Below are 23,413 nucleotides of genomic sequence, written 5' to 3' on the forward strand. Positions count from 1 at the left end.
CGAAAGTGTTCCGGTGGTCATAGCGAGAGGGAAACGCCCGGTCACATTCCGAACCCGGAAGCTAAGCCTCTCAGCGCCGATGGTACTGCAAGGGGGACCTTGTGGGAGAGTAGGACGCCGCCGGACTTATTTTGCAAGTAGATGTGGCCATCGGCCCTCCATCGAGAACTCGTAGGGGAGACCCTCGTTCTCGGGAGGCCGGTGGCTACTTCTGTTTCTGCTGCACGTCGCTCGACTCGTGCGCTCGTTCGTGATGGACTGAGTGCACCGTACGGGTGGCACGTGCGGCGCCAACACACAACGACACAGCGGACGATCGCCTGAGCGAGTGCTCGGGCACGCGATGAGGAGCAACGGTGGCGAACGACGACGAGCAGCGGCGGAACGACGGCGATCGCGGAGACCGTCGTGGCCGCGACGATCGGGCCCCCCGGGGGAACGGCGGGAACCGTTGGTCGTCCGGTCCGCGGGACTTCGAACGCCGTGAGGGTGAGCGCCGCGATGCTCCCCGCCGCGACGGAGATCGTCCTGCTCGTAGCGGTGGCGCTCCCCGCGACGGCGGTCGTTCGTACCGGGACGGGGACCGACCGTTCCGCGACGGTGGCCGGCGGCCGGCATGGCGCGGTGACCGAGACGAGACGAGTCGTCCTCCTCGCGGTGACGGCCCGCGTGGTTCGGGTCGTGACGGAGATCGTCCGTTCCGTTCGGATCGTCCGGCCCGTGACGGTGACCGTCCGCGTCGTGATGGGGATCGTCCGTTCCGTTCGGATCGTCCGGCCCGTGACGGTGACCGTCCGCGTCGTGATGGGGATCGTCCGTTCCGTTCGGATCGTCCCGCTCGTGACGGGGATCGTCCGCGTCGTGATGGGGATCGTCCGTTCCGTTCGGATCGTCCGGCCCGTGATGGTGATCGTCCGCGTCGTGATGGGGATCGTCCGTTCCGTTCGGATCGTCCCGCTCGTGATGGTGATCGTCCGCGTCGTGGTGGGGATCGTCCGTTCCGTTCGGATCGTCCCGCTCGTGATGGTGATCGTCCGCGTCGTGATGGGGATCGTCCGTTCCGTTCGGATCGTCCGGCCCGTGACGGCGATCGTCCGCGCCGCGACGGGGACCGGCCGTTCCGAGGCGGCCAGGACCGCGACCGCGGCGGTCGCGACGATCGGCAGCGCTTCGGCGACGGCAGCCGTCACGCCGGTGCACGGTTCGGTGAGGCCTCGCGGGACGACTGGGAGGACCGCGACCCCTACGGCACGAAGTCGATCCGGCCCCGCCACGACGACCCCGAGATCCCCGAGGACATCCAGGCCCGCGATCTCGACAAGGTCGCTCGCGCCGAGCTCAAGACGCTCAGCAAGGACAACGCCGACTGGGTCGCCCGTCACCTCGTGGCGGCCGCACTCCTGGTCGACGAGGACCCGGAGACCGCGAACCAGCACGCACTGAGCGCGGCTCGGCGGGCCGGACGTGTGGGCGTCGTCCGTGAGACGGCAGCCATCACGGCGTACCGTCTCGGCGACTTCGCGACCGCGCTCCGTGAGCTCCGGACCTACCGACGCATCTCGGGTCGGAACGACCAGCTGCCGATGATGGTCGACTGCGAGCGGGGCCTCGGTCGTCCCGAGCGTGCGCTCGAGCTCGGCCGCTCGGTCGACCGCGCTTCCCTGGACACCGCCGTACAGGTCGAGCTCGCGATCGCCATGTCCGGTGCTCGACTCGACCTCGGGAATCCCACAGCCGCACTCGGTGAGCTGGAGATTCCACAGCTCGACCCGTCCACTGCCTACAGCTGGTCTCCCGCGCTCTACAGTGCTTACGCGGCCACGCTCGAGGAGCTCGGCCGTCAGGACGAGGCCGACGAGTGGTGGGCCCGTGTCGATCGTGCGACCGCGGCCCTGGCCGAGGCCGCCGACGAGAACGCTTGGGAGACAGTTGATGTGGTCGAGGAAACGCTCGAAGTCGAAGGACCCGCAGACGAGCTCGCCGGAGCCGTCGACGACGAGCCCGACGCCGAACTCGCCGACGAGCCCGTCGGCGACGAGCCCGACGACGACGAGCCGGCCGGCGACGAACCCGGTGAGATCGACGACGACAACCCCACCGACGTCGACGGCTCCGCAGCCGACTGAGGCCCCGAAGCCGCCGACTGACGGGGTGGACCTGGTCCTCACCGACCTCGACGGCGTCGTGTACCGGGGGCGCCATGCGATCCCGTACGCGGTCGAGGCCCTGACCCGTGCGTCGCTGACCGCCCGCGTCGGCTACATCACGAACAACGCCTCACGTCGGCCGGTCGACGTCGCCGAGCACCTGGAGCGCTACGGGCTCGAGGTGTCCGAGGACGACGTGGTGACGTCGTCGCAAGCGGGCGTCCGGCTGCTCGAGACGCTCGTACCGCAGGGGTCCACGGTGCTCGTCACGGGCGGCCTCGGGCTGACGAGCATCGTCGAGGCAGCAGGCTTCACCGTGACGTCGAGCGCCGAGGACTCGCCTGCCGCGGTCATCCAGGGGTTCTCCCCGGACCTCGGGTGGACGCACCTCGCCGAGGCATCGTTCGCCCTGGCCGACCCGGACGTGCCCTGGGTCGCGACGAACATGGACTGGTCGATCCCGGTCGAGCGTGGCATCGCGCCCGGCAACGGCACGCTCGTGTCCGCCGTGCACCAGGCCGTCGGCCGGATGCCGGTGGTGGCCGGCAAACCCGAGCGGCCCATCTTCGACGCTGCCCTGGCACGGTTCGGTGGTGAGCACCCGTTGTTCATCGGCGACCGGCTCGACACGGACATCAAGGGCGCCAACGACGCCGGCATCCCCAGCGTCCTCGTGCTCACGGGGATCGACAAGGCCAAGCAGGTGCTCGCCGCCGACCAGCGTTCGCGTCCCACGTACATCATCGGCGACCTCCGCGGCCTGTCCGAGCCCTACCCGGTGACGATCCGGCGGGAAGACCCGGACGGCACCCGCTACGCCACGGTCGGGGACGTCACGGTGGCGATGCGCGGGCACGTCGTGCGAGTGCTCGACGACGGCGATGCGCTCGACCTGCTCCGTGCCGGGACCGCGCTCATCTGGGAGTCCGGGCTCGCGATCTACGGGCTCGACGTCGACCCGAAGCTGTACGGCGGCGAGTAGCGTGACCGGGGTGTCGAACGACGAGCGGGATCCCGAGCGTGACGCCCGGGACGGCGATCAGGACCGAGCAGTCGCGGACGATGCTGCCGTGACCAGCGACTTCGGGCAGCGGACCGCCGCGGTCGAGTCGCTGCCGCTGGCCGAGCGCGCCGACGCGTTCTCCGCGCTGCACGACGAGCTCCGGACCCGTCTGGAGAGCGGCGGCAGCACCGGTGCCTGACGAGCACGGCGCCGGCGACGAGACACTGCAGGACGAACGGCCCGTCCGGCTCGACGCCCTCCTGGCATCTCGGGGCCTCGCGAAGTCCCGGACGGCGGCGTCGAAGCTGATCCAGGACGGCCGAGTGACGGTCTCCGGCACCGCGGTCGTCAAGCCGTCGGCTCCGGTGCGTCCGTCGGCTCCGATCCACGTCGACGGCGCGGACGCGTGGGTGTCGCGGGCCGCGCTGAAGCTGGTCGGCGCCCTCGACACGTTCGGCGTCGATCCGTCCGACCGGGTCGCGCTCGACGTCGGTGCGAGCACCGGAGGCTTCACGCAGGTGCTGCTGAGCCGCGGCGCACGTCGCGTGGTCGCGCTCGACGTCGGGCACGGCCAGCTCGACCCCGTCGTGGCGCTGGACGCCCGTGTCGTGGTCGTCGAGGGCACGAACGCACGCAACCTCACGCCCGAGGACTACCTCGCGCTCGATCCTGCGGCCGCCGAGACGAGCCTCGTGGTGGGGGACCTCTCGTTCATCTCACTCCGGCTCGTCCTGCCCGCCCTGGTCGAGTCGGTCCCCGCCGACGACTTCGTGCTGCTCGTGAAGCCGCAGTTCGAGGTCGGCCGTGGCGGTGTCCGCGAGGGCATCGTCCGTGACCCGGCGCTCCGGAACGACGCGCTCATGAACGTCCTCTGGGCAGCGTGGGACCTCGGCCTGGGCACCTCGGGCCTCGCGGCGTCGCCGATCGTCGGCACCCACGGCAACCACGAGTACCTGGCGCGTTTCCAGCGGGATGTCGGTACCAATCCGACAGAATGGATCGTCCGGGCGACCGAACTGACGGAAGGGACGGCATGAGCGACGACCGGCACATCCTCCTGGTGTCCCACACGGGCCGCCGCGACTCGATCGATGCTGCGGTCGAGGTCTGCGACCTCCTGCACGCCGCCGGTCTCGTCCCGGTCATGCCGTTCGACGAGTACGCCGACATCCGTCGTGCCGAGGCGTCGGTCGGGCAGGTCGACATCCTCGGCGTCGACGTCCAGGCCGACCAGCTCGAGATCGTCATCGTGCTCGGTGGCGACGGCACCATCCTCCGTGCTGCCGAGCTCGTGCGCGGCACCGGCGCCCCGATCGTCGGCGTGAACCTCGGGCACGTCGGGTTCCTCGCCGAGAGCGAGCGCGACGGGCTCCGCTCGACCGTGGAGCGCGCGCTGTCCGGCGAGTACCACGTCGAGGAACGCGTCACCCTGCAGGTGGACGTCGTCGTCGGCAACGAGGTCGTCTACTCGTCCTGGGCGCTGAACGAGGCGACCATCGAGAAGGCATCCCGGGAACGCATGCTCGAGGTCGTGACCGAGGTCGACGGCCGCCCGTTGTCGTCGTTCGGCTGCGACGGTGTGGTCGTGTCGACCCCGACCGGCTCAACGGCCTACTCGTTCTCTGGGGGCGGGCCGATCGTCTGGCCCGACGTCGACGCGCTCCTCATGGTGCCGCTGAGCGCCCACGCCCTCTTCGCGCGGCCGATCGTGGTCGGCCCGGACTGCACCCTCGCGATCGAGGTCCTGCGTCGCACGAGCGGTGTCGGCGTCCTGTGGTGCGACGGTCGACGCACGCACGACCTACCTCCGGGTGCCCGTGTCGAGGTCCGGCGCTCGCCGGACCCCGTGCGTGTGGCCCGCCTCAAGGACGCACCCTTCACCGATCGGCTCGTGGCGAAGTTCCAGCTCCCCGTCGCCGGGTGGCGTGGACCGCAGCAGGACGACGAGGACACCCTGTGATCGAGGAGATCTCCATCTCCGACCTCGGGGTCATCGGCGAGACCACCCTCGAGCTCGGCCCGGGATTCACCGTGGTGACCGGTGAGACGGGTGCGGGCAAGACGATGATCGTGACCGCGCTCGGGCTGCTCCTCGGCGCCCGCGCCGATGCGGGATCCGTCCGACGCGGTGCGTCGACCGCCGTGGTCGAGGGGCGCTGGCACGTCCCCGAGCAGGACGCCGTCGCCGAACGCGTCGAGGATGCCGGCGGCACCGTCGAGGACGGCGAGCTCATCCTGACGCGCACCGTCTCCGCCGAAGGCCGCAGCCGTGCGACCGTCGGTGGCCGCAGCGCTCCCGTCGCGGTGCTCGGCGAGCTCGCGGACCAGCTGGTCACCGTGCACGGACAGTCGGACCAGATCCGTCTGACCTCGGCGACCGCCCAGCGTGCCGCGCTCGACGGCTTCGGCGGTCCGGCGCTCGAGAAGGCCCTCGCGGCGTACGTGCGGGCCTACGACACCTGGCAAGAGCACACCGGCGAGCTCGAGACCCTCACGCGTGACCGTGACGACCGGGTGGCCGAGGCCGAACGCATCCGCGCGGCGTCCGACGAGATCGAGGCAGCGGACCCGCAACCAGGCGAGGACGTCGAGCTGGCCGACCGTGCCGAGCGCTTGGGGAACCTCGAGGAACTCCGGTTGTCCGCCGGGCTCGCGCACGAGGCCCTCTCGAGCGAGTCGCTCGACGGTGCGCACGATGTCGTGGGTCTCGTCGAGTCCGCCCGACGCGCGATCGAGCGGGTCGCGGCGTCCGACGCCGAACTGCAGCCCGTGCTCGAGCAGCTCACGGAGCTCGGCATCCAGGCGTCCGAGGCCTCTGCGAGCCTGTCGAGCTACCTCGGCTCGCTCGAACCCGACGCCGGCCATGACCTCGAACTCATCAACGAGCGGCGGTCCCTGCTCGCCGGCCTCACGCGCAAGTACGGCGAGACCGTCGACGACGTGATCGCCTACGGGCAGCGCGCGAGTGATCGGCTGCTCGAACTCGACGGAGACGACGACCGGATCGCAGCGTTGCAGCTCGCGGTCGAGCAGGACGAGCGGACGCTCGCCGGCGCCGCCGCGGCCCTGACGACGGCACGGACCAAGGCGGCGAAGGACCTCGCCAAGCGTGTCACCGCCGAGCTGAAGTCCCTCGCCATGGCCGGGGCGACCCTCGTGGTCGAGGTCTCGGACGCGGGCGACTACCGGCGCCACGGCCGCGACCAGGTGTCGATCCTGCTGCAGCCGCACTCCGGTACCGACCCGCGGCCGATCGGCAAGGGTGCGTCGGGCGGTGAGCTCTCCCGGGTGATGCTGGCGATCGAGGTGGTCATGGCGGGCAGCACGACGGTGCCGACGTTCGTCTTCGACGAGGTCGATGCCGGCGTCGGCGGGGCAGCGGCCATCGAGATCGGTCGTCGTCTGGCGAAGCTCGCCGAGCGCACGCAGGTCATCGTCGTGACGCACCTCGCGCAGGTGGCGGCGTTCGCGAACAACCACCTCAACGTGGTGAAGGACGCCAGCGGAGCGGTCACGTCGTCGAGCGTGCGCCGCCTCGAGGGCGAGGAGCGTCTGCAGGAGATGGCGCGGCTCCTGTCCGGGCTCGGTGACAGCGCCAGCGGTATGGAGCACGCGCGCGAGCTGCTCGACGTCGCCGGCCAGAAGGCCTGACGACGTCGACCCGACGACCCAGGGATGTCGCCGTTCTGGACTGTGCCAGGTTCCGGAGACCGTGGGAGGCCGCCGGACCCGCACGAAGCGCGGAACCTCGCACACTGCGCCAGGGGAGCCGGCCACGTGCCCGACGCAACGCCCACGGCGAACCGAGGTCGCGCCTCCCGGCAGTTCTGACGTACGATGGAATCCCGTGGCGGACACTCTCAGCGGCGGAACCAATTCTTCGAACGCGACCCCGAAGGTGACGAAGCAGATCTTCGTGACCGGCGGGGTCGTCTCGTCTCTCGGCAAGGGCCTGACGGCGGCGAGCCTCGGCAACCTCCTCACGGCACGCGGCCTCAAGGTCGTCATGCAGAAGCTCGACCCGTACCTCAACGTGGACCCGGGCACCATGAACCCGTTCCAGCACGGCGAGGTCTTCGTGACCGACGACGGCGCGGAGACGGACCTCGACATCGGGCACTACGAGCGCTTCCTCGACATCAACCTGTCGCAGGCGGCGAACGTCACCACGGGCCAGGTGTACTCGACGGTGATCGCGAAGGAGCGTCGGGGTGAGTACCTCGGCGACACGGTGCAGGTCATCCCGCACATCACCGACGAGATCAAGCGCCGGATGCGCGAGCAGGCGCAGAACGACCCGCAGCCCGACGTGATCATCACCGAGGTCGGTGGCACGGTCGGCGACATCGAGTCGCAGCCGTTCATCGAGTCGGCGCGGCAGGTCCGCCACGAACTCGGCCGCAACAACGTATTCTTCGTGCACGTGTCGCTCGTGCCGTTCATGAACGCCTCGGGTGAGCAGAAGACGAAGCCGACGCAGCACTCGGTGGCGGCGCTCCGTTCGATCGGCATCCAGCCCGATGCGCTGGTGCTGCGATCGGACCGCCCGGTGTCGGACGCGAACAAGCGGAAGATCGCGCTCATGTGCGACGTCGACGAGGACGCCGTGGTGAACGCGGTGGACGTGCCGTCGATCTACGACCTCCCGACGCTGCTGAACAACCAGGGCCTCGACCAGGTCATTGTCGACGCGCTCGGACTCGAGGCGGGGCCCGTGGACTGGACGTCGTGGACCCCGGTCCTTCGTGCCGTGCACGAGCCGAAGAAGGACGTCACGATCGCCCTGGTCGGCAAGTACATCGACCTGCCGGACGCGTACCTGTCCGTCACCGAGGCCCTCCGCGCGGGCGGCTTCGCGCACGACGCCAAGGTCACGCTGAAGTGGGTCGTCTCCGACGACTGCACGACGCCCGAGGGCGCCGCGAAGCAGCTCGGCGACGTCGACGGCATCTGCATCCCGGGCGGCTTCGGCGTGCGCGGTATCGAGGGCAAGCTCGGCGCGCTGCGCTTCGCCCGTGAGCAGGGCATCCCGACGCTCGGCCTCTGCCTCGGTCTGCAGTGCATGGTCATCGAGTACGCCCGGCACGAGGTCGGACTCTCCGACGCGTCGAGCACCGAGTTCGACCCGGAGACCTCGACGCCGGTCATCGCGACCATGGCGGAGCAGGTGGACATCATCGCGGGTGGCGACCTCGGCGGGACCATGCGCCTCGGCCTCTACCCGGCGTCGTTCACCGAGGGGTCGCTCGCGGCCGAGCTGTACGGCGCCCCCGAGGCCTCCGAGCGGCACCGTCACCGCTACGAGGTGAACAACAAGTACCGCCAGCAGATCGCGGACGCCGGCCTGGTGTTCTCGGGCACGTCGCCCGACGGCACCCTGGTCGAGTACGTCGAGCTGCCGCGGGACGTGCACCCGTTCTACATCGCCACCCAGGCCCACCCCGAGCTGCGCTCGCGTCCGACGGACGCGCACCCGCTGTTCGCGGGGCTCGTCGGTGCCGCGATCGAGCGGCACGAGGCGTCGAGTCTCTTCGACCCGCAGGAAGAGGAGCAGGTCGCGTAACGCGAGTGGTCTCGGACGGGAGGCGGGCCCCAACAGCCGGTACCGGCGCACCGCGCTAGCGGGGTGACGGCCGTGCCTGGAGGGACGGTGCCAGCTGGCACCGCGCCTCCCGTCTGCCGTGTGGTCGCGTCTGCCGTGTGGTCGCGTCTGCCGTGTGGTCGCGTCGGGGGCGCGTGCCAGGATGGACCGGTGACTGACGCACCCATCGCTGACGAACCCGCCTCGTTCGAGGTCACCGAGTCCACGGTCGTGTACGAGGGCGCCGTCTGGGACGTGCGCCGTGACACAGTCGCGTACCACGACGACACGATGGTGCGGGAGTACATCGACCACACGGGGGCCGTCGCGGTCTACGCCGAGGACGACGAGGGCCGTGTGCTCGTCATCCAGCAGTACCGGCACCCGGTCCGTGTGCGCGACTGGGAGCTGCCGGCGGGGTTGCTCGACATGGAGGGCGAGGACCCCCTCACCGCGGCGCAGCGCGAGCTGGCGGAGGAAGCGGACCTCGAAGCCGACGAGTGGGAGCCGCTCGTCCGCTACAACACGTCATCCGGCGGGAGCGACGAGTCCCTGCAAATCTACCGGGCCCGGGGCGTCCGATCGACCTCGTCGGCCTTCGACCGCGAAGCCGAAGAGGCCGACATCGTGAAGCGCTGGGTGCCGCGGGCCGAGCTGGTGGAGGCGATCCTCGACGGACGGTTGCACAACTCCGGGCTCGTCGTGGCAGTGCTCGCGGTGGACGCGCTCGAGCGGCGCTAGCCTCGTGGGGTGATCCCGTTCGAGCGTGCCACGGAGACGTACCTGCGGCACATCGCGATCGAGCGGGGGCTCTCGCAGCACACGCTCTCGGCCTATCGGCGGGACCTGCTGACGTTCGCGTCGTGGCTCGCGACCGCGCCGGTCGTCGAGTCGGACGGCGCCGACCGCGCGGGGGGATCGGCGGTGCTCGATGACGTCGGGAGGATCGCGCGCGCGGACCTCGCGGGGTTCGTGGAGCACCTCGCGACCCGGCCGTCCGGTCCGCTCGCGCCGAGGTCGGTGGCACGCATGCTCAGCTCCGTGCGGTCGTTCACCGCGTTCGCCGCCGGAGAGGGGTGGTTGCAGCTCGACCCCGGCGCCTCCGTGCGGCCGCCGAAGGCTCCGATGCGGCTGCCGAAGGCGATCTCCGTGCACGACATGGAGCGGTTGCTGGCGGCGGCTGCTCCGTCCGACGCCGCTGACGACCTGGCCGGACTGCGGGACCGTGCGCTGCTCGAACTGCTCTACGCCACGGGTGCGCGCATCTCAGAGGCGGTCGGGTTGTCGGTGGACGACGTGACCACGCTCGCGGACGACTCCGCTCCGGAGGCCGACGGGCTCTCGGTCGTCAAGGTCACGGGCAAGGGCAACAAGCAGCGTGTGGTGCCGCTCGGCAGCTTCGCGCGGGCGGCGATCGACGCCTACCTCGTGCGGGCGCGGCCGGTGTTCGCGGCGCGGGGAGCGTCGACGCCGGTGCTGTTCCTCGGGGCCCGCGGGGCGCGACTGTCGCGGCAGAGTGCGTGGCTCGTGATCCAGGCGGCAGCGGCCCGTGCGGAACTGTCCGAGCACGTGTCGCCGCACACGTTCCGGCACTCGTTCGCGACGCACCTGCTCGAGGGGGGAGCGGACGTGCGTGTCGTGCAGGAGCTGCTCGGGCACGCGAGCGTGGCGACGACGCAGATCTACACGATGGTGACGGCGGACATGCTGCGGGACGTGTACCAGACGGCGCACCCGCGGGCGCGGCGCGCTTCCTGAGCCTGGCGCAGGGCGCGGGCGCGGGAGCGGGAGCGGGAGCGCGGCGCCGGGGCGCGTTCAGTGAGCAGAAGTGGTCGGATCGCCGCCGTGGACCCGACCCTCACTCGGGGCGGACGGAACGCACACGCAGGCGCGGCGGGAGCGCGGGCAGGCGTCAGAACACGTGGAACTGCGCGGACGCCGCCACGGCAGCCGTCGCCACCGCGACGACCAGGGCGCTCGCCGAAGCACTCCGCGCCAGCACGCGCCAGCCTCCGGTCGCGCCGGGCCGCACGACGCCGAGCAAGCCCGCGACGATCGCGGCCGCGCTGACGCCGCCCCACGGGTTCACGACCACCGAGGCCACGGCGAGCACCACCGCCAGCGTCGAGAACGCACTGAACCGGTGGACGCCGGAGCCTCCGGACGCCCACGAGCGGGTCCGGATCGCCGCCGACTGCACCGAGAAGGACGGACCGACGGGTGCCACCACCACGGGGACCATCGGCTCGATCCGGCTCGGCAACACTCGCGTCGCCGCGCCCCACGCGCTCCCGTCCCACCAGCGCAGGCGGCTCGCGTCCTGCGGGTCGGGGAACCAGCCGGCGGCCGGCAGTGTCACGGGGTGCTCCTCGGGGTGCGGGGGAAGGTGCACCCCGAACGCTACGGGAGCGCGGGGACCGGTCACAGTCCCAGCCCGGGTGTCGGCAGGAAGGAGGACTACGCCGGGACGGGCGCCGCGTCCACCTCGCGCATGACGTCCTTCACCGACGCGAGCAGCCGGGCGTTGAAGTCGACACCGAGCTGGTTCGGCACCGTCACGAGCACGGTGTCGGCAGCCCGAACGGCCCGGTCGGCTGCGAGCTCGGCCACGAGGTCCTCGGGCGTCCCGATGTAGGACCGGCCGAACCGTGCGAGCCCACCGTCGAGGTGCCCGACCTGGTCCTGCCCCTCGACCTGCGCGCGGACGCCGAAGTAGTGCCGCGACTCGTCGTCGATGATCGGGATGATGCTCCGGGACACCGACACCCGAGGGGTCCGCTCCCAGCCAGACTCGGCCCACACCCGCCGGAAGCGCTCGATCTGCTCGGCCTGCAGCTCGTCGAACGGCACGCCGGTGTCCTCGGTGAGCAGGGTCGAGGACATGAGGTTCATGCCCTGCTCGGCCGTCCACTCCGCGGTGGCGCGGGTGCCGGCACCCCACCAGATGCGCTCGCCGAGCGAGTCGGAGAGCGGGAAGACCGGCAGCGACCCGACCGAGCCGGTCATCTGCGGGTTCGCGTTCGCCATCGGTTCGCCGGCGATGGCCCGGCGGAACACCGAGGTGTGCGCCCGCGCCATCTCGCCGCCGTTCTCGTCGGAGGCGTCCGGCACGTAGCCGAACTGCTGGTAACCGGCGAGGGCGGTCTCGGGTGATCCCCGCGAGACGCCGAGCTGCAGTCGACCACCGGAGATGAGGTCGGTCGCTGCCGCCTCCTCCGCCATGTACAGCGGGTTCTCGTAGCGCATGTCGATGACGCCGGTGCCGATCTCGATCCGGCTGGTCCTCGCGGCGATCGCGGAGAGCAACGGGAAGGGCGCCGCCTGCTGGGGTGCGAAGTGGTGGACGCGGAAGTACGCGCCGTCGACGCCCGCCTCCTCGGCGGCGACCGCGAGGTCGATCGCCTGCACGAGGGCTTCGCGGCCGCTGCGCACCTTCGACCCCGGCACGTCGCGCCAGTGTCCGAACGACAGGAACCCGATCTTCGTCATGTCGATGCGAACGCATCCGCCGGCACGGGCATTCCGAGCCGACTACGGTGTCCGGCATGGACGACCCCCGGCAGGCACTGGTCGCGGAGCGGGCGCGCAACGAGCGGCTCCTCGCGGACGTCGAGCGGAGCATGCGGGACGTCAGTGACGCTCGGCAGGACGCCAACTCCGACGACGAGCACGACCCCGAGGGTGCGACCCTCGCGTGGGAGCGCGGCTCGCTCGGCGCCGTGCGGGACGACGCCCGCGAGCGGATCCGGTTGGTGGACGCCGCGCTCGCGCGGCTCGACGCCGGGACCTACGGCCGCTGCGCCGTGGGCGGGGAGCCGATCCCGGAGGCGCGTCTCGCCGCCGTCCCGTGGGCCGCGACGTGCGTGGCGCACGCGTGACGCGCCTCCTGGCACTCACCGTCTGACGGGAGGCGCGGGTCGGCCCCGCCACGCGTCTCCCGTCGTCCGGGACGCACCGCACGCCCACCGCGCGCGCCGCGGTTTCCCAGCCGCGCGCCCTACATTGCGGCACATGGAAGGCGACCCGAACGACCGGACCGACGCGGTCGAACGCGCCGAGACGCCGCACCGGCGGTTCCAGTGGTTCCACGATCTCCGCGCCTGGATCCACGCGCGTCCGCACCTGCACCTCTTCTACAAGGTGCTCGTCGGGATCGTCGGCGGACTCGTCGTCGTGATCGGGCTGATCCTCGTGCCGCTGCCCGGGCCGGGGTGGCTGGTGGTGTTCATCGGGTTGACGATCCTCGCGAGCGAGTTCCACTTCTTCCACCGGATCATCACGTGGCTCCGCGCCCAGCTGCACCGCTTCTGGGACTGGGCGAAGGCACACGGGCCGCAGTGGCTCCGGAACGCCGCAGACCGCGGCAAGGCGGACGTCGACGCGGCGCACACCGGTGCCGCGCGGACGGTCGGGGTGCGCCGGCGCGGCGCGAAGCGGGCACGTCCCGGGCACTGACGCACCGGGCGCGGGCCCCGCGGACCCGTGCTACTCGGCGGACGCCACCCGGACCGAGCCGGTGCAGGTGCGCTCGAGCACCTCGGCGGCCTGCTCCTCGACGGCGGCGGCGTCACGCGACACGAGCTGCAGCACGAGGGCGACGACCGCCGCGAGGACGATGAACGCGCCGTACCCGGCGATGACCGGCACGAGGCCGACGGTCGGTTCGAGCAGTCCGCCCACCACGGCCGGCACGCCGAACGCCAGGTAGCTCACGACGTAGATCGTGGAGAGCAGGCCCGCACGGTGCGTCGGCGCGGCCGTGGCCAGGAGCATCCGGAGCGGTGCCTGGAACCCGGCGCCGAAGCCGACCCCGGCGATCGCACTGCCGACGACGAGCCCCGGCAGGGAGTGCGCCATCACGAACGCCACCGTGACGATCGGGCCGAGCACGAGGGCGACGAGGCCGATCATGACCGCGCGACGGGCGTCCGTCCGCTGCGTCGCGAGGCCGGTCAGCGCGCCGACCCCGGTGACGACGGCGATGAGTGCACCGGCTGCGAAGTGGTTCGTGATGCCGAAGACCGCGCCGAGCGCCGAGGGGACGAGGGACAGGAACATCCCGCCGAGGGCCCAGCTCGCGATGAGCGATCCGGCGACGCTGCGGAACAGGCGGCGCGAGGACCGGGGCACGCTGATGCGGGGGACGAGCGAGCGGAGGGCGCCCGGGCGGGGCGTGACCCGCTCCGGGACGACGACGAGCGCGATCACCATGAGGACGAGCAGCGCACCGAAGACGACGTACACCAGCTGTTCGGGCGCGGGGCCCCACTGCACGAGCGCGCCGCTCGACATGGCCCCGGTCGCGAGGGCGATCGGCGGGATGACGCCGTTCAGGACCCCGGCCAGGTTCGGGAAGCGCTCGAGGGAGTTGTCGATGAGCGCCGCTCCGAGGGCGCCGATGAGCAGCCCGACGGAGACGCCCTGCACGATGCGGTCCACGATGAGCGCGCCCACGCCGTCGGCGACCGCGAAGAGCCCGAGCGACAGGGCGACGCCGAGCCCGCCGACGACGAGCACCGGCTTGCGCCCGACGTGGTCGGACAGGCGCCCGGCGACGAGCAGGCTGGCCAGGAGGCCGGCGACGTAGATGGCGAACACCCCGGTGAGCATGAGCGGGGTGAGGTGCCACTCGGCGGCGTACACGGGGTAGATGGGCGAGGGGACCGCCGACGAGGCGACGGACACGAGGAGCATCGCCGCGAGGATCCAGAACCCCGCGACCGACCGAGCTGACTGCGCCATGAGCGCCCCTTCCGAATCAAGTACGAATGCATTCGTACAGCACCCGGCTGTACGACGCAAGTCGTACTGTGAGCACAACGGTGGTAGCGTCCCGTCCATGCCCGCGACCGTGGATGCTCCCGAACACCTGCCGCAGCCGTCCGTGGCCGAGATGGACCTGCCGGTCGTCATGGACGCCCTGAGCGACCCGATCCGGCTCGCGATCCTGCACCGCTACCTCGTCGACGCGGCCGGCGGCATCCGCAGCTGCGGGTGGGTCGGCATCGACCGGCCGAAGTCCACGCTGACCCACCACTTCCGCGTCCTGCGCGAGGCCGGGCTCCTCGAACAGCACCAGGAGGGGCTCACCCGGTCGAGCCGCGTCCGCATCGAGGACGTCGAACAGCGGTTCCCCGGGCTCCTCGACCTCGTGTTCGCGTGGGAGGTCCCCGCGGCCCTCATGCGGGCCGACCTCGCTGACGGAGCCGCGTGAGCGCCGACGCCGTGCACGCACTCCCGACGATCGTCGCGGACGCCACCGTCGCCGACGCGCTGCGCCGTGACCTGACCGACGCCGGCTTCACGGTCGAGCGGGTCGACGCACTGTGGGGTGCCGAGGCCGCAGCGTCGCTGCACCGGGGCTCGCGCGTCGCAGCGCTCCGGGCACTCGCAGCGCGCGGCACGACCCCGCTGAGCACCCTCGCGACGCTCTTCGTGCTGGGGCTCCCGGTGCCGCGCGCCGACGCCGAGGCCGCGTTCCCGGCCGCGAGCATCACCGCCGTCGCGGCAGCGGGACTCGTCCACATCGACGCCGACTCCGTCACGCCGACCGTCGACCTCCGTCCCTACGCCTTCGTCGACGACCTCGGCGCCGGCAGCTGGTGGATCGTCTCCGACCTCGGTGAACTGGCGCTCGGCACCGCCCTCGGCGAGGAGCACGTCCTCGGCATCGGCGGTGCCACCACGACGCTGTCCGGCCTGCAGGTCCCCGTGCCCGTTGGTCGGGTGCTCGACCTCGGCACGGGCTGCGGCATCCAGGCGATGCACGCCCGACGTTTCGCCGACGAGGTCGTCGCCACCGACATCTCGCGCCGCGCGCTCGAGATCGCCCGGTTCAACGCGCAGCTCAACGGCATCGACGGCATCGAGTTCCGCCTCGGTTCGCTGTTCGAGCCGGTCGCGGGGGAGCGCTTCGACCGCATCGTCTCGAACCCGCCGTTCGTCATCACGCCCCGCAGCGAGGGCGTCCCCGCGTACGAGTACCGCGACGGCGGCATGGTGGGCGACGCGCTCGTGGAGACCGTCCTGACCGGTCTCGGGGACCACCTCGAACCCGGCGGGACCGCGCAGCTGCTCGGCAACTGGGAGTACCACTGGGGCACGGACGGGCTCGATCGCGTGCGGTCCTGGTTCGAGCGCGCCGACGCCGACGGTCCCGGGCTCGACGCGTGGGTCGTCGAGCGGGAGCGGCAGGACCCCACCGCCTACGCCGAGACGTGGATCCGGGACGGCGGGACGAAGCCCGGCACGGCGGAGTTCGACCGCCTGGTCGGCGCCTGGCTCGACGACTTCGCGGACCGTCGGGTGACCGGCGTCGGCTTCGGGTACGTCGTGGTCCGGAAGCCGGAGGCGGGAGGCGCGGCGCACCTCCGCCGCTTCGAGCGCGTCCCCGAGACGCTCGGCTCCAACCCCGCGGGGCTCGGCGCGACCGTCGCGCGGGTCCTCGACGCGGCCGCGTGGCTCGCCGCGCACGACGACGTCGCGCTCGCGGCCGCCCACCTCGCGGTGGCCGGCGACGTCACCGAGGAGCGGTACTACTGGCCGGGCAACGACGACCCCACCGTGATGACGCTCGTGCAGGGCGGTGGGCTCGGCCGTCGCGTGGACGCGGACACCGCGCTCGCCGCGTTCGTCGGGGCGTGCGACGGGGAACTGTCGGTGGCCGCGATCGTCGGCGCCCTCGCGCAGATCACCGGGGTGGACGAGCAGGCGCTCGCCGCCGACCTGCTGCCGGCGGCGCGCGACCTGGTGCTCGACGGCCTGCTCGTCCCGGCCGCCTGATCCTCAGGCGCGGTGGTCGCGCCAGCTGTGTTCGGGGGCGTAGCCCAGCAGCTCGCGGGCCTTCTCCGACGAGAGCAGCGAGCTGACGCCGTCGATGTCCGCGCGACGCTCGATGTCCGGGACGTACCGCTCGACGAGCTCGATCGTCGGGGTGTCCATGACGGTGTCCGGGCTGGCGATCACGAACGCCTCGAACCCGGTGAGCTCGGCCTCGAGGGCCTTGCGCACGGCCTGGGCGCCGTCACGGGAGTCGATGTACGACCAGAGGTTGAACGTCTTCGCCTCGGGGTCCGCGTCCCACGGGAACGACGGGTAGTCGGTCTCGTCCATCACGTTCGAGAAGCGCAGACCGATCATCTTCAGCTCCGGGTCCCACCGGGTGAAGTGGCGGGCCATCTCCTCCTCCACCGCCTTGCCGAGCGAGTACGACGACTGCGGGCGGACCGCGAACTCCTCGTCGACGGGCAGGTACGGCGGGTGGTGCTCGCCCATCGGGATGCCGAGCAATGTCTCGCTCGACGCCCAGACGACGTTCCTGATCTTCGCGGCGCGTGCGGCGTGGAAGACGTTGATGGACGACGTCACGTTGTTGGTGATGAGCGCGACGTCCGGCACCTGCCCGGGAGCCGGGACCGCGGCGAGGTGCACCACGGCGTCGACGTGGTCGTACCGGTCGTCGATGCCGAGCAGGACGTTCAGCACCTGGCCGTGGTCGGTGAGGTCGGTGCGGACGAACTGCACCCGTTCGGGCTTGTCGGGAGAGGGCACCCGGTCGATCACGACCACGTCGTACCCGTGCTCGTCGAGGTCGCGGACCACCGCTCGCCCGAGCTTGCCGCTGCCGCCGGTCACCACTACACGCGTCATCGCGTCACTCCACATCGTCGTCGGTCCGCCCTCGCGGGCTGACTCCATCCTGCCCGGTGTGCGCTGACCCGGCCAGGCCCTGCCCGTACCCCGCTCAGGCGGGTCAGGCGGTGGGGGCGACCTGGGCGATCGCGAGCCGCACGACGAGCTCGACGTGCTCCGCCATGTCCCGCGAGGGGTCGAACAGCCACTGGATCTGCATGCCGTCGGACACCGCGAGCAGCACGCTCGTCAGCTCCTCGACGTCGACGTCGACGCGGAGGCGTCCGTCCTCCTGCATGGCGCGGAAGTCGGACGACAGGTCGCGGCGGCTCCGCTCGTAGCGCTCGCGGAAGTACTCGTGCGCCGGGTGCTCCGGGTCGGTGGCGGCCGCGGCGGACAGGTTGACGAACATCTGCACGAGCCCGGGGACCTCGGCGTTGTGCCGCACGATCGCGGCGAGCAGCGCTGCCGGGTCCGGTGCGTTCCAGTCGTGCTGCAGGTCGATCTCGTCGCGGCGACGCAGGATCTCGACCCAGAGTTCGTCCTTCGAGTCGAAGTAGTGCAGCAACCCCGCCTGCGTCAGCCCGACGGCGTCGGCGATGTCCTTGATGCTCGTGCGACGGAAGCCCTGCGACGCGACGAGGTCGAGCGCGGTCGTGAGGATCTCCTCACGCTTCGCGATGCCCTTCGCGTACGAACCCCGTCGTGCCATGGCAGGACTGTACCGCTCCCGATGACTCCGCAAGAAACCTAGCGCAGGTTGGTTTTCCTGGTACGATGGCACGAGCCGCCGACGAAGGCGTGCGAGTCGCCGATGACGGCGGCGCACCCGAGAAGAGGTTGCAGTGGCCAACGACGCCCTGTCCATCACCGACGCCCCGACCGCAGTCGCCCCCACGCAGGGTCGAGGGAATCCGCTCATGTACTCGCTCGGCATGCCGATCGCGATGTTCGGGCTCTTCATCGCCCTCCTGCCGCCGGTGCTGGTCGCGATGGCGCTCAAGGTCGCCGAGATCGCGCCGGACAACCAGGCGGGCGTGCTCGGTCTCGCGCTCGGCATCGGCGCGTTCGCCGCGATGGTCGCCAACCCCCTGGCCGGTCGGTTCAGCGACCGGACCGCCGGGCGCTTCGGCATGCGTCGCCCGTGGATCATCGGCGGCACCGTGATCGGCTTCGCGGCGCTCGTGGTCGTCGCGACGACGTCGTCCGTCGTGGTGCTCGTGATCGGGTGGAGCGTCGCGCAGATCGCCTACAACGCGACCATCGCCGCACTCACCGCGGTCCTGCCCGACCACGTCACGCGGTCGCAGCGTGGCCGGGTCGCGGCACTCCTCGGCCTCGCGCAGAACCTCGCGCTCGTCGGCGGCACGTTCCTCGTGCAGCTCTTCTCGACGTCGGCGACGCAGATGATCGTCCCCGGGGCGATCGGCTCCGCGGTCGTCGTCCTGTACGCCCTGCTGTTCCGCGACCGTGTGCTCGCGCAGCGACCGACCACGAAGCTCGGGATCGGACAGGTCTTCGGCTCCTTCGTGTTCAACCCCGTGAAGCACCCGGACCTCGGTTGGGCGTGGCTCACCCGCTTCATGATGGTCGCCGCGCAGTACACCGCCGTGAGCTACCTGACGTACTTCCTGCGCGACGACATCGGGGTCGACGAGTCGAACCTCGCGAACGCCGTGTTCCAGGGCACGCTGTGGAACGTCGTCGGCATCGTGCTGACCTCGCTGGTGGCGGGGTGGCTGTCCGACCGGCTGGGGCGCCGCAAGCTCTTCGTCGCCGTGGCCGGTGTCGTCGGCGTCGTCGGCCTCGTGCTCATCGCGCTCGCGCCGTCGCTCGGCATGGTCCTCGTCGGTGAGTTCGTGATGGGCGCCGGCATGGGCGTGTTCTACGCGGTCGACCTCGCCCTCATCACCGACGTGCTGCCGTCCGACGAGGACAACGCGAAGGACCTCGGCGTGGTGAACATCGCGCAGGCCCTGCCGCAGTCGCTCGTCCCCGCGTCGGCACCCGGCGTCATCGCCCTCACCGGCGGCTACAGCGGCTTCTTCATCACCGGAGCGGCGGTCGGCCTGCTCGGCATCGTCTCCGTCTCCCGCATCCGCGGCGTGCGCTGACGCACGTCCCCACGAAAGGACCGATCACCGTGACCATCGTGAACGAGACGACCCGCGCCTCCAGTCCGCTGGCCGAGCGCATCGACGCGCTCCTCGCCCAGCTGACCACCGAGGAGAAGGTGCAGCTGCTCACCGGACGTGACTTCTGGACCACCTGGCCGATCGAGAAGATCGGCCTGCGTCGCATCCTGATGTCGGACGGGCCGTCCGGTGTCCGCGGTGAGGTGTGGGACGAACGCGACCCCTCGCTGAACCTGCCCTCCGCGACGGCGCTGAGTGCGTCGTGGGACCGTGCGATCGCGAAGCGCTACGGCGCCGCAGCGGCCGTCGAGGCCCGGCGCAAGGGCGTCGACGTCGTCCTCGGGCCGACCATCAACCTGCACCGCTCGCCCCTCGGTGGCCGGCACTTCGAGGCGTTCAGCGAGGACCCGGTGCTCACCGGTGACCTGGCCGCGTCGTACGTGGACGGTGTGCAGGAGAACGGCGTCGCCGCGACCCCGAAGCACTACGTCGCGAACGACTACGAGACCGACCGCTTCACCGCGTCGACCGAGGTCTCGGACCGTGCCCTGCGGGAGCTGTACCTGCTCGCGTTCGAGAAGGCCGTGACCGAGGCGCACGCCTGGGCGGTCATGTCGTCGTACAACTCGATCAACGGCGTCACCGCGTCCGAGAACGACCTGCTCGAGACGCCGTTGAACTCGGAGTGGGGTTTCGACGGCATCGTCGTCTCCGACTGGACCGGTGTCCGCTCGGTCGACTCGGCGAAGGCGTCCCAGGACGTCGCGATGCCCGGTCCGAACCAGTGGTGGAGCGAGGGGCCGTTGCTCGACGCCGTCGAGTCCGGTGCCGTGCCGATCGAGGCCGTCGACCGCAAGGTGCGTCGCATCCTCACCCTCGCCGCCCGGGTCGGTGCGCTCGAGGGCTTCGAGCCCGTGGCCGCGCAGCCCGTGCACGTCGAGGACGGCGTCGCGTTCGTCCGCGAGGCCGAGGCCGAGGGCACCGTGCTCGTCCGCAACACCGGGATCCTGCCGCTCGACGCCCCCGCCGTGTCGCGCATCGCCGTCATCGGCCACAACGCCGACCAGGCCCGCACCCAGGGCGGTGGCTCGGCCACCGTCGTGCCGTCGCAGGTCGTCTCGCCGCTCGACGGGATCCGCTCGGCGTTCCCGGGCGCCACAATCGACTACGCGATCGGTGCCGTCGTGCAGGAGGGCATCGCGGAGTTCCCGCTGTCCACCATCACCAACCCGGGCACCGGCGAGCCCGGCGCCCGCGTCGCCTTCGTCAAGGACGGCGAGGAGCTGTACGTCGAGGACCGTCGCGCCACCGCACTGTTCTGGTTCGGCGGCGACGCCCCGACGCGCGAGGCCGATCGGCTCGACATCACCACGACCTACACGTCGCCGTCCACCGGCACGGTCCGGATCGGCATCGGTGCGGCGGGCCGCTCGCGCATGTGGATCGACGGGGAGCTCCTGCTCGACGAGGACGTCCCGTACGAGGGCGACCAGCTCGGCGCCGCGTTCCTCAACCCGCCGGCACGCTCGGTGCCCGTTCCGGTGACGGCCGGCCAGGACGTCGCGATCCGCATCGAGTACGACGTCGTCCAGGACGAGGCGCTCGGCGGAGTGCTCGCGTACCAGTTCGGCACCGAGCCGAGCGACGAGGACCCGTCGGTGCTGATCGACGCGGCCGTCGCCGCCGCGACCGGGGCGGACGTCGCCGTCGTCGTGGTCGGGACCAACTCGAAGGTCGAGTCCGAGGGCTACGACCGCTCCTCGCTCGCGCTCCCCGGTCACCAGGACGATCTGGTCCGCGCGGTCGCGGCGGCGAACCCGAACACCGTGGTCGTCGTGAACGCCGGCTCGCCGGTCGAGATGCCGTGGCGGAACGACGTCGCCGCGGTCCTCCTCACCTGGTTCGGCGGACAGGAGTACGGCAACGCGCTCGCCGACGTCCTGACCGGTGCACGCGAGCCCGGTGGACGCCTGCCCACCACCTGGCCCGTCGCGATGGCGGACGTGCCAGTGCTCGACGTCACCCCGGTCGACGGGAAGGTGTCCTACGACGAGGGCGTGCACATCGGCTACCGCGCCTGGCTCCGCGCGGGCACCGAGCCGGCCTACCCGTTCGGGCACGGGCTCGGCTACACGACCTGGACCATCGACGGTGTCGCCGCGACGCCGACCGTCCGCGAAGGCGACGCGGTCATCGTCACCGCGACCGTCGCGAACACGGGGAACCGGTCCGGCAAGCACGTCGTGCAGGTGTACGCCTCGCGGGAGTCGTCGGCGGTCGACCGTCCGGTCCGCTGGCTCGTCGGGTTCGCGCCCGTGCGGCTCGGCGCGGGTGAGTCCACCGAGGTCTCGATCGAGATCCCGGCGCGGGCCTTCGCGCACTGGGACGGTGTCTGGACCCTCGAACCGGGCACGTTCACGCTGCACGTCGGCGCATCGGTGTCGGACGAATCCGGCACCGTGACCGTCCGATCCGCGTGAAGTCGTCCGCTTTCCGCGCTGATGCTGTGATCATTCAGTAGCATCGATCTGCGCCAGACGGCTGGTTACCGTCGGCGCGCGCACCGAGTACTGGGCCGCCGTGTGAGCGACACGGTCTCCTGATCCGGCCGATGGAGCCCTGGCGGTCCTGGTGCGTCCAGAATGCGTCCCCGCGTCCGCGCGGGGGCGCATTCGTTCGTCCGGGACGGATGTGGGCCCGACTTCCGTCAGCTCCGGAAAAACCCGTGATCGAATGTCATGTTTTTGGTCCACGAACCGCAATCTCGTGTGACAAACCCCGTGGGCGGTGGAACGATGATTGCACCATCCCGTGCGGATCAGGAACGAGATGGTCATCCGGCCGGGCTCCCGGGGAGCCTCACCACCACCCGCTGCGGGCCCGCCGGATGCCCCGCATCACGGCGTTCGGACGGCCGGGGCCACGTCCTCGGCGACGATGCGAAGGATCCGTTCGTGCGACGCCACGTCACCGTTCGCGGGCAGGGTGACCACGAGCTCGTCGGCTGCCTGCACCGCCGGGTCGGCGAGCAGCGCGTCGACGATCGCCGACGGCTTGCCGGAGACCACTCGGCTGAATCGGAACGGCGGGTTGCCCGAGAGCGGTCGCCCCTCGTCGTCCATGCCGCTCGCGTAGCCGGTGAGGAACTCCTCGTGCACGGCGCGGTCGTGGTCGTCCAGCAGTGGGACGACGATCCTGCCGACCGCCACCTTGGGGGTGCGGTCGGGGTGCAGCCGGGCGAACCGCTCGCGGTACGCGGCGATCTGGTCGGCCTGAGCATCGGCGAAGGGTGCGCCTGTGTCCTCGGTGTTCAGGGTCGAGCAGTGCAGCAGCAGGCCCTTCTCGGCCGTGCGCACCGCGGTCCCCATGCTGCCGCCGCCCCACCACACGCGGTCGCGGAGTCCGGGGCTGAGGGGCTGCAGCGTCAGGTCGGCGCCGGCCGGGATGCTCTCGTAGCCCGTGCCCGACGTGCCGAGCGGTTCGCCCCGCAGGACCTCGAGCAGGCGGGACGCACGGGCTTCGGCCTCGTCACGGAAGCTGCGGTCGGACGCCCCGAACACCGGGTCGAGGATCGGGCCGTAGCCCGCGATGCCGGTCGAGATGCCGAGCTGCACGCGGCCGCCGCTGAGGAGGTCGACCGTGCTGGCGTCCTCGGCGAGCCGGATCGGGTCCTCGTAGCGCATGCCGAGGACCGCGGTGCCGAAGCCGATCGTCCGGGTGCGCTGCGCCGCGGCCGCGAAGAACGTCATCGGACTGGTCAGGAACGGCTCGAAGTGGCGGCCCCGGACCCAGCCGGTGCCGTAGCCGAGCGACTCTGCCGTCTCGAAGAGGCGCAGCCCGTCCTCGAGGGCGGCGGCCGCGCCGACCGTGCCGTCGTGGTTCGGGACGAAGGAGAGGAAGCCGAGTTCGCGCACAC

21 protein-coding genes and 1 rRNA gene are annotated in these 23,413 nt (G+C 71.4%); 16 read left to right on the forward strand and 6 right to left on the reverse strand.

Annotation, left to right across the window (positions count from 1 at the left end; genetic code table 11):
- Positions 1 to 9: 9 nt before the first annotated feature.
- The 10 genes from rrf (at position 10) to Q7F20_RS00575 (ending at position 10,489) form a co-directional block, all read left to right on the forward strand.
- Positions 10 to 126: ribosomal RNA gene (gene rrf, locus Q7F20_RS00530) — 5S ribosomal RNA — on the forward strand.
- Positions 127 to 1,385: 1,259 nt separating this feature from the next.
- The gene (locus Q7F20_RS00535) at positions 1,386 to 2,126 is read left to right on the forward strand and encodes a hypothetical protein (RefSeq protein WP_305738168.1); all 741 of its coding nucleotides are present in this window, start codon (positions 1,386 to 1,388) and stop codon (positions 2,124 to 2,126) included.
- A 25-nt stretch (positions 2,127 to 2,151) separates the two neighbouring features.
- Positions 2,152 to 3,129, forward strand: a complete 978-nt coding sequence (locus Q7F20_RS00540; protein WP_305738169.1) for an HAD-IIA family hydrolase — start codon at positions 2,152 to 2,154, stop codon at positions 3,127 to 3,129.
- Between the two features lie 10 nt (positions 3,130 to 3,139).
- A complete protein-coding gene (locus tag Q7F20_RS00545) occupies positions 3,140 to 3,349 on the forward strand; it encodes a hypothetical protein (protein ID WP_305738170.1) in 210 nt (69 codons plus the stop codon).
- Complete coding sequence (locus Q7F20_RS00550; RefSeq protein WP_305738171.1) at positions 3,342 to 4,187, forward strand: TlyA family RNA methyltransferase; 846 nt, start codon at positions 3,342 to 3,344, stop codon at positions 4,185 to 4,187. The genes Q7F20_RS00545 and Q7F20_RS00550 overlap by 8 nt, the downstream gene beginning before the upstream one ends.
- Positions 4,184 to 5,110 (forward strand): NAD kinase, encoded by a 927-nt coding sequence (locus Q7F20_RS00555; protein WP_305738172.1) that lies wholly within the window; start codon positions 4,184 to 4,186, stop codon positions 5,108 to 5,110. Before Q7F20_RS00550 ends, Q7F20_RS00555 begins: the two co-directional genes overlap by 4 nt.
- Positions 5,107 to 6,801, forward strand: coding sequence for a DNA repair protein RecN (gene recN, locus Q7F20_RS00560; protein WP_305738173.1), 1,695 nt, complete (start codon positions 5,107 to 5,109; stop codon positions 6,799 to 6,801). Before Q7F20_RS00555 ends, recN begins: the two co-directional genes overlap by 4 nt.
- A 196-nt stretch (positions 6,802 to 6,997) precedes the next feature.
- Complete coding sequence (locus Q7F20_RS00565) at positions 6,998 to 8,713, forward strand: CTP synthase (RefSeq protein WP_305738174.1); 1,716 nt, start codon at positions 6,998 to 7,000, stop codon at positions 8,711 to 8,713.
- Positions 8,714 to 8,902: 189 nt separating this feature from the next.
- The gene (locus Q7F20_RS00570) at positions 8,903 to 9,472 is read left to right on the forward strand and encodes an NUDIX hydrolase (RefSeq protein WP_305738175.1); all 570 of its coding nucleotides are present in this window, start codon (positions 8,903 to 8,905) and stop codon (positions 9,470 to 9,472) included.
- Positions 9,473 to 9,484: 12 nt separating this feature from the next.
- Positions 9,485 to 10,489 carry a site-specific tyrosine recombinase XerD gene (locus Q7F20_RS00575; RefSeq protein ID WP_305738257.1) on the forward strand — a complete coding sequence of 335 codons (1,005 nt, stop codon included), beginning with the start codon at positions 9,485 to 9,487 and terminating at the stop codon, positions 10,487 to 10,489.
- Between the two features lie 154 nt (positions 10,490 to 10,643).
- Here Q7F20_RS00575 and Q7F20_RS00580 read toward each other — a convergent pair whose 3' ends face one another.
- Both Q7F20_RS00580 and Q7F20_RS00585 read right to left on the reverse strand, forming a co-directional pair.
- Positions 10,644 to 11,090, reverse strand: a complete 447-nt coding sequence (locus Q7F20_RS00580; RefSeq protein WP_305738176.1) for a DUF2510 domain-containing protein — start codon at positions 11,088 to 11,090, stop codon at positions 10,644 to 10,646.
- A 98-nt stretch (positions 11,091 to 11,188) separates the two neighbouring features.
- Positions 11,189 to 12,220 carry an LLM class flavin-dependent oxidoreductase gene (locus Q7F20_RS00585; protein ID WP_370871591.1) on the reverse strand — a complete coding sequence of 344 codons (1,032 nt, stop codon included), beginning with the start codon at positions 12,218 to 12,220 and terminating at the stop codon, positions 11,189 to 11,191.
- 56 nt (positions 12,221 to 12,276) lie between these two features.
- Here Q7F20_RS00585 and Q7F20_RS00590 point away from each other — a divergent pair, with 56 nt between their 5' ends.
- Positions 12,277 to 12,609, forward strand: coding sequence for a TraR/DksA C4-type zinc finger protein (locus Q7F20_RS00590; RefSeq protein ID WP_071295664.1), 333 nt, complete (start codon positions 12,277 to 12,279; stop codon positions 12,607 to 12,609).
- Between the two features lie 133 nt (positions 12,610 to 12,742).
- Positions 12,743 to 13,186, forward strand: coding sequence for a TIGR02611 family protein (locus Q7F20_RS00595; protein WP_305738177.1), 444 nt, complete (start codon positions 12,743 to 12,745; stop codon positions 13,184 to 13,186).
- Positions 13,187 to 13,216: 30 nt separating this feature from the next.
- On the opposite strand, the gene Q7F20_RS00600 is transcribed toward Q7F20_RS00595, so the two are convergent.
- A complete protein-coding gene (locus tag Q7F20_RS00600) occupies positions 13,217 to 14,473 on the reverse strand; it encodes an MFS transporter (protein ID WP_305738178.1) in 1,257 nt (418 codons plus the stop codon).
- 97 nt (positions 14,474 to 14,570) lie between these two features.
- Between Q7F20_RS00600 and Q7F20_RS00605 the strand changes: the two genes are divergently transcribed.
- Positions 14,571 to 14,945 (forward strand): helix-turn-helix transcriptional regulator, encoded by a 375-nt coding sequence (locus Q7F20_RS00605; protein WP_305738179.1) that lies wholly within the window; start codon positions 14,571 to 14,573, stop codon positions 14,943 to 14,945.
- The gene (locus tag Q7F20_RS00610; RefSeq protein WP_305738180.1) at positions 14,942 to 16,513 is read left to right on the forward strand and encodes a methyltransferase; all 1,572 of its coding nucleotides are present in this window, start codon (positions 14,942 to 14,944) and stop codon (positions 16,511 to 16,513) included. Before Q7F20_RS00605 ends, Q7F20_RS00610 begins: the two co-directional genes overlap by 4 nt.
- 3 nt (positions 16,514 to 16,516) lie before the next feature.
- On the opposite strand, the gene Q7F20_RS00615 is transcribed toward Q7F20_RS00610, so the two are convergent.
- Positions 16,517 to 17,380, reverse strand: a complete 864-nt coding sequence (locus Q7F20_RS00615) for an NAD(P)-dependent oxidoreductase (RefSeq protein ID WP_305738181.1) — start codon at positions 17,378 to 17,380, stop codon at positions 16,517 to 16,519.
- Between the two features lie 103 nt (positions 17,381 to 17,483).
- Complete coding sequence (locus tag Q7F20_RS00620) at positions 17,484 to 18,074, reverse strand: TetR/AcrR family transcriptional regulator (protein WP_305738182.1); 591 nt, start codon at positions 18,072 to 18,074, stop codon at positions 17,484 to 17,486.
- A gap of 133 nt (positions 18,075 to 18,207) precedes the next feature.
- On the opposite strand from Q7F20_RS00620, the gene Q7F20_RS00625 reads away from it, so the two are divergent.
- On the forward strand, positions 18,208 to 19,476 hold the full coding sequence (locus Q7F20_RS00625; RefSeq protein ID WP_305738183.1) for an MFS transporter: 1,269 nt from the start codon (positions 18,208 to 18,210) through the stop codon (positions 19,474 to 19,476).
- Between the two features lie 29 nt (positions 19,477 to 19,505).
- Positions 19,506 to 21,977, forward strand: a complete 2,472-nt coding sequence (locus tag Q7F20_RS00630; RefSeq protein ID WP_305738184.1) for a glycoside hydrolase family 3 C-terminal domain-containing protein — start codon at positions 19,506 to 19,508, stop codon at positions 21,975 to 21,977.
- 417 nt (positions 21,978 to 22,394) lie between these two features.
- On the opposite strand, the gene Q7F20_RS00635 is transcribed toward Q7F20_RS00630, so the two are convergent.
- Positions 22,395 to 23,411, reverse strand: coding sequence for an LLM class flavin-dependent oxidoreductase (locus tag Q7F20_RS00635; protein WP_305738185.1), 1,017 nt, complete (start codon positions 23,409 to 23,411; stop codon positions 22,395 to 22,397).
- Positions 23,412 to 23,413: the final 2 nt, after the last annotated feature.

The organism is Curtobacterium sp. A7_M15, from assembly GCF_030705415.1.
Classification (GTDB): Bacteria; Actinomycetota; Actinomycetes; order Actinomycetales; family Microbacteriaceae; genus Curtobacterium.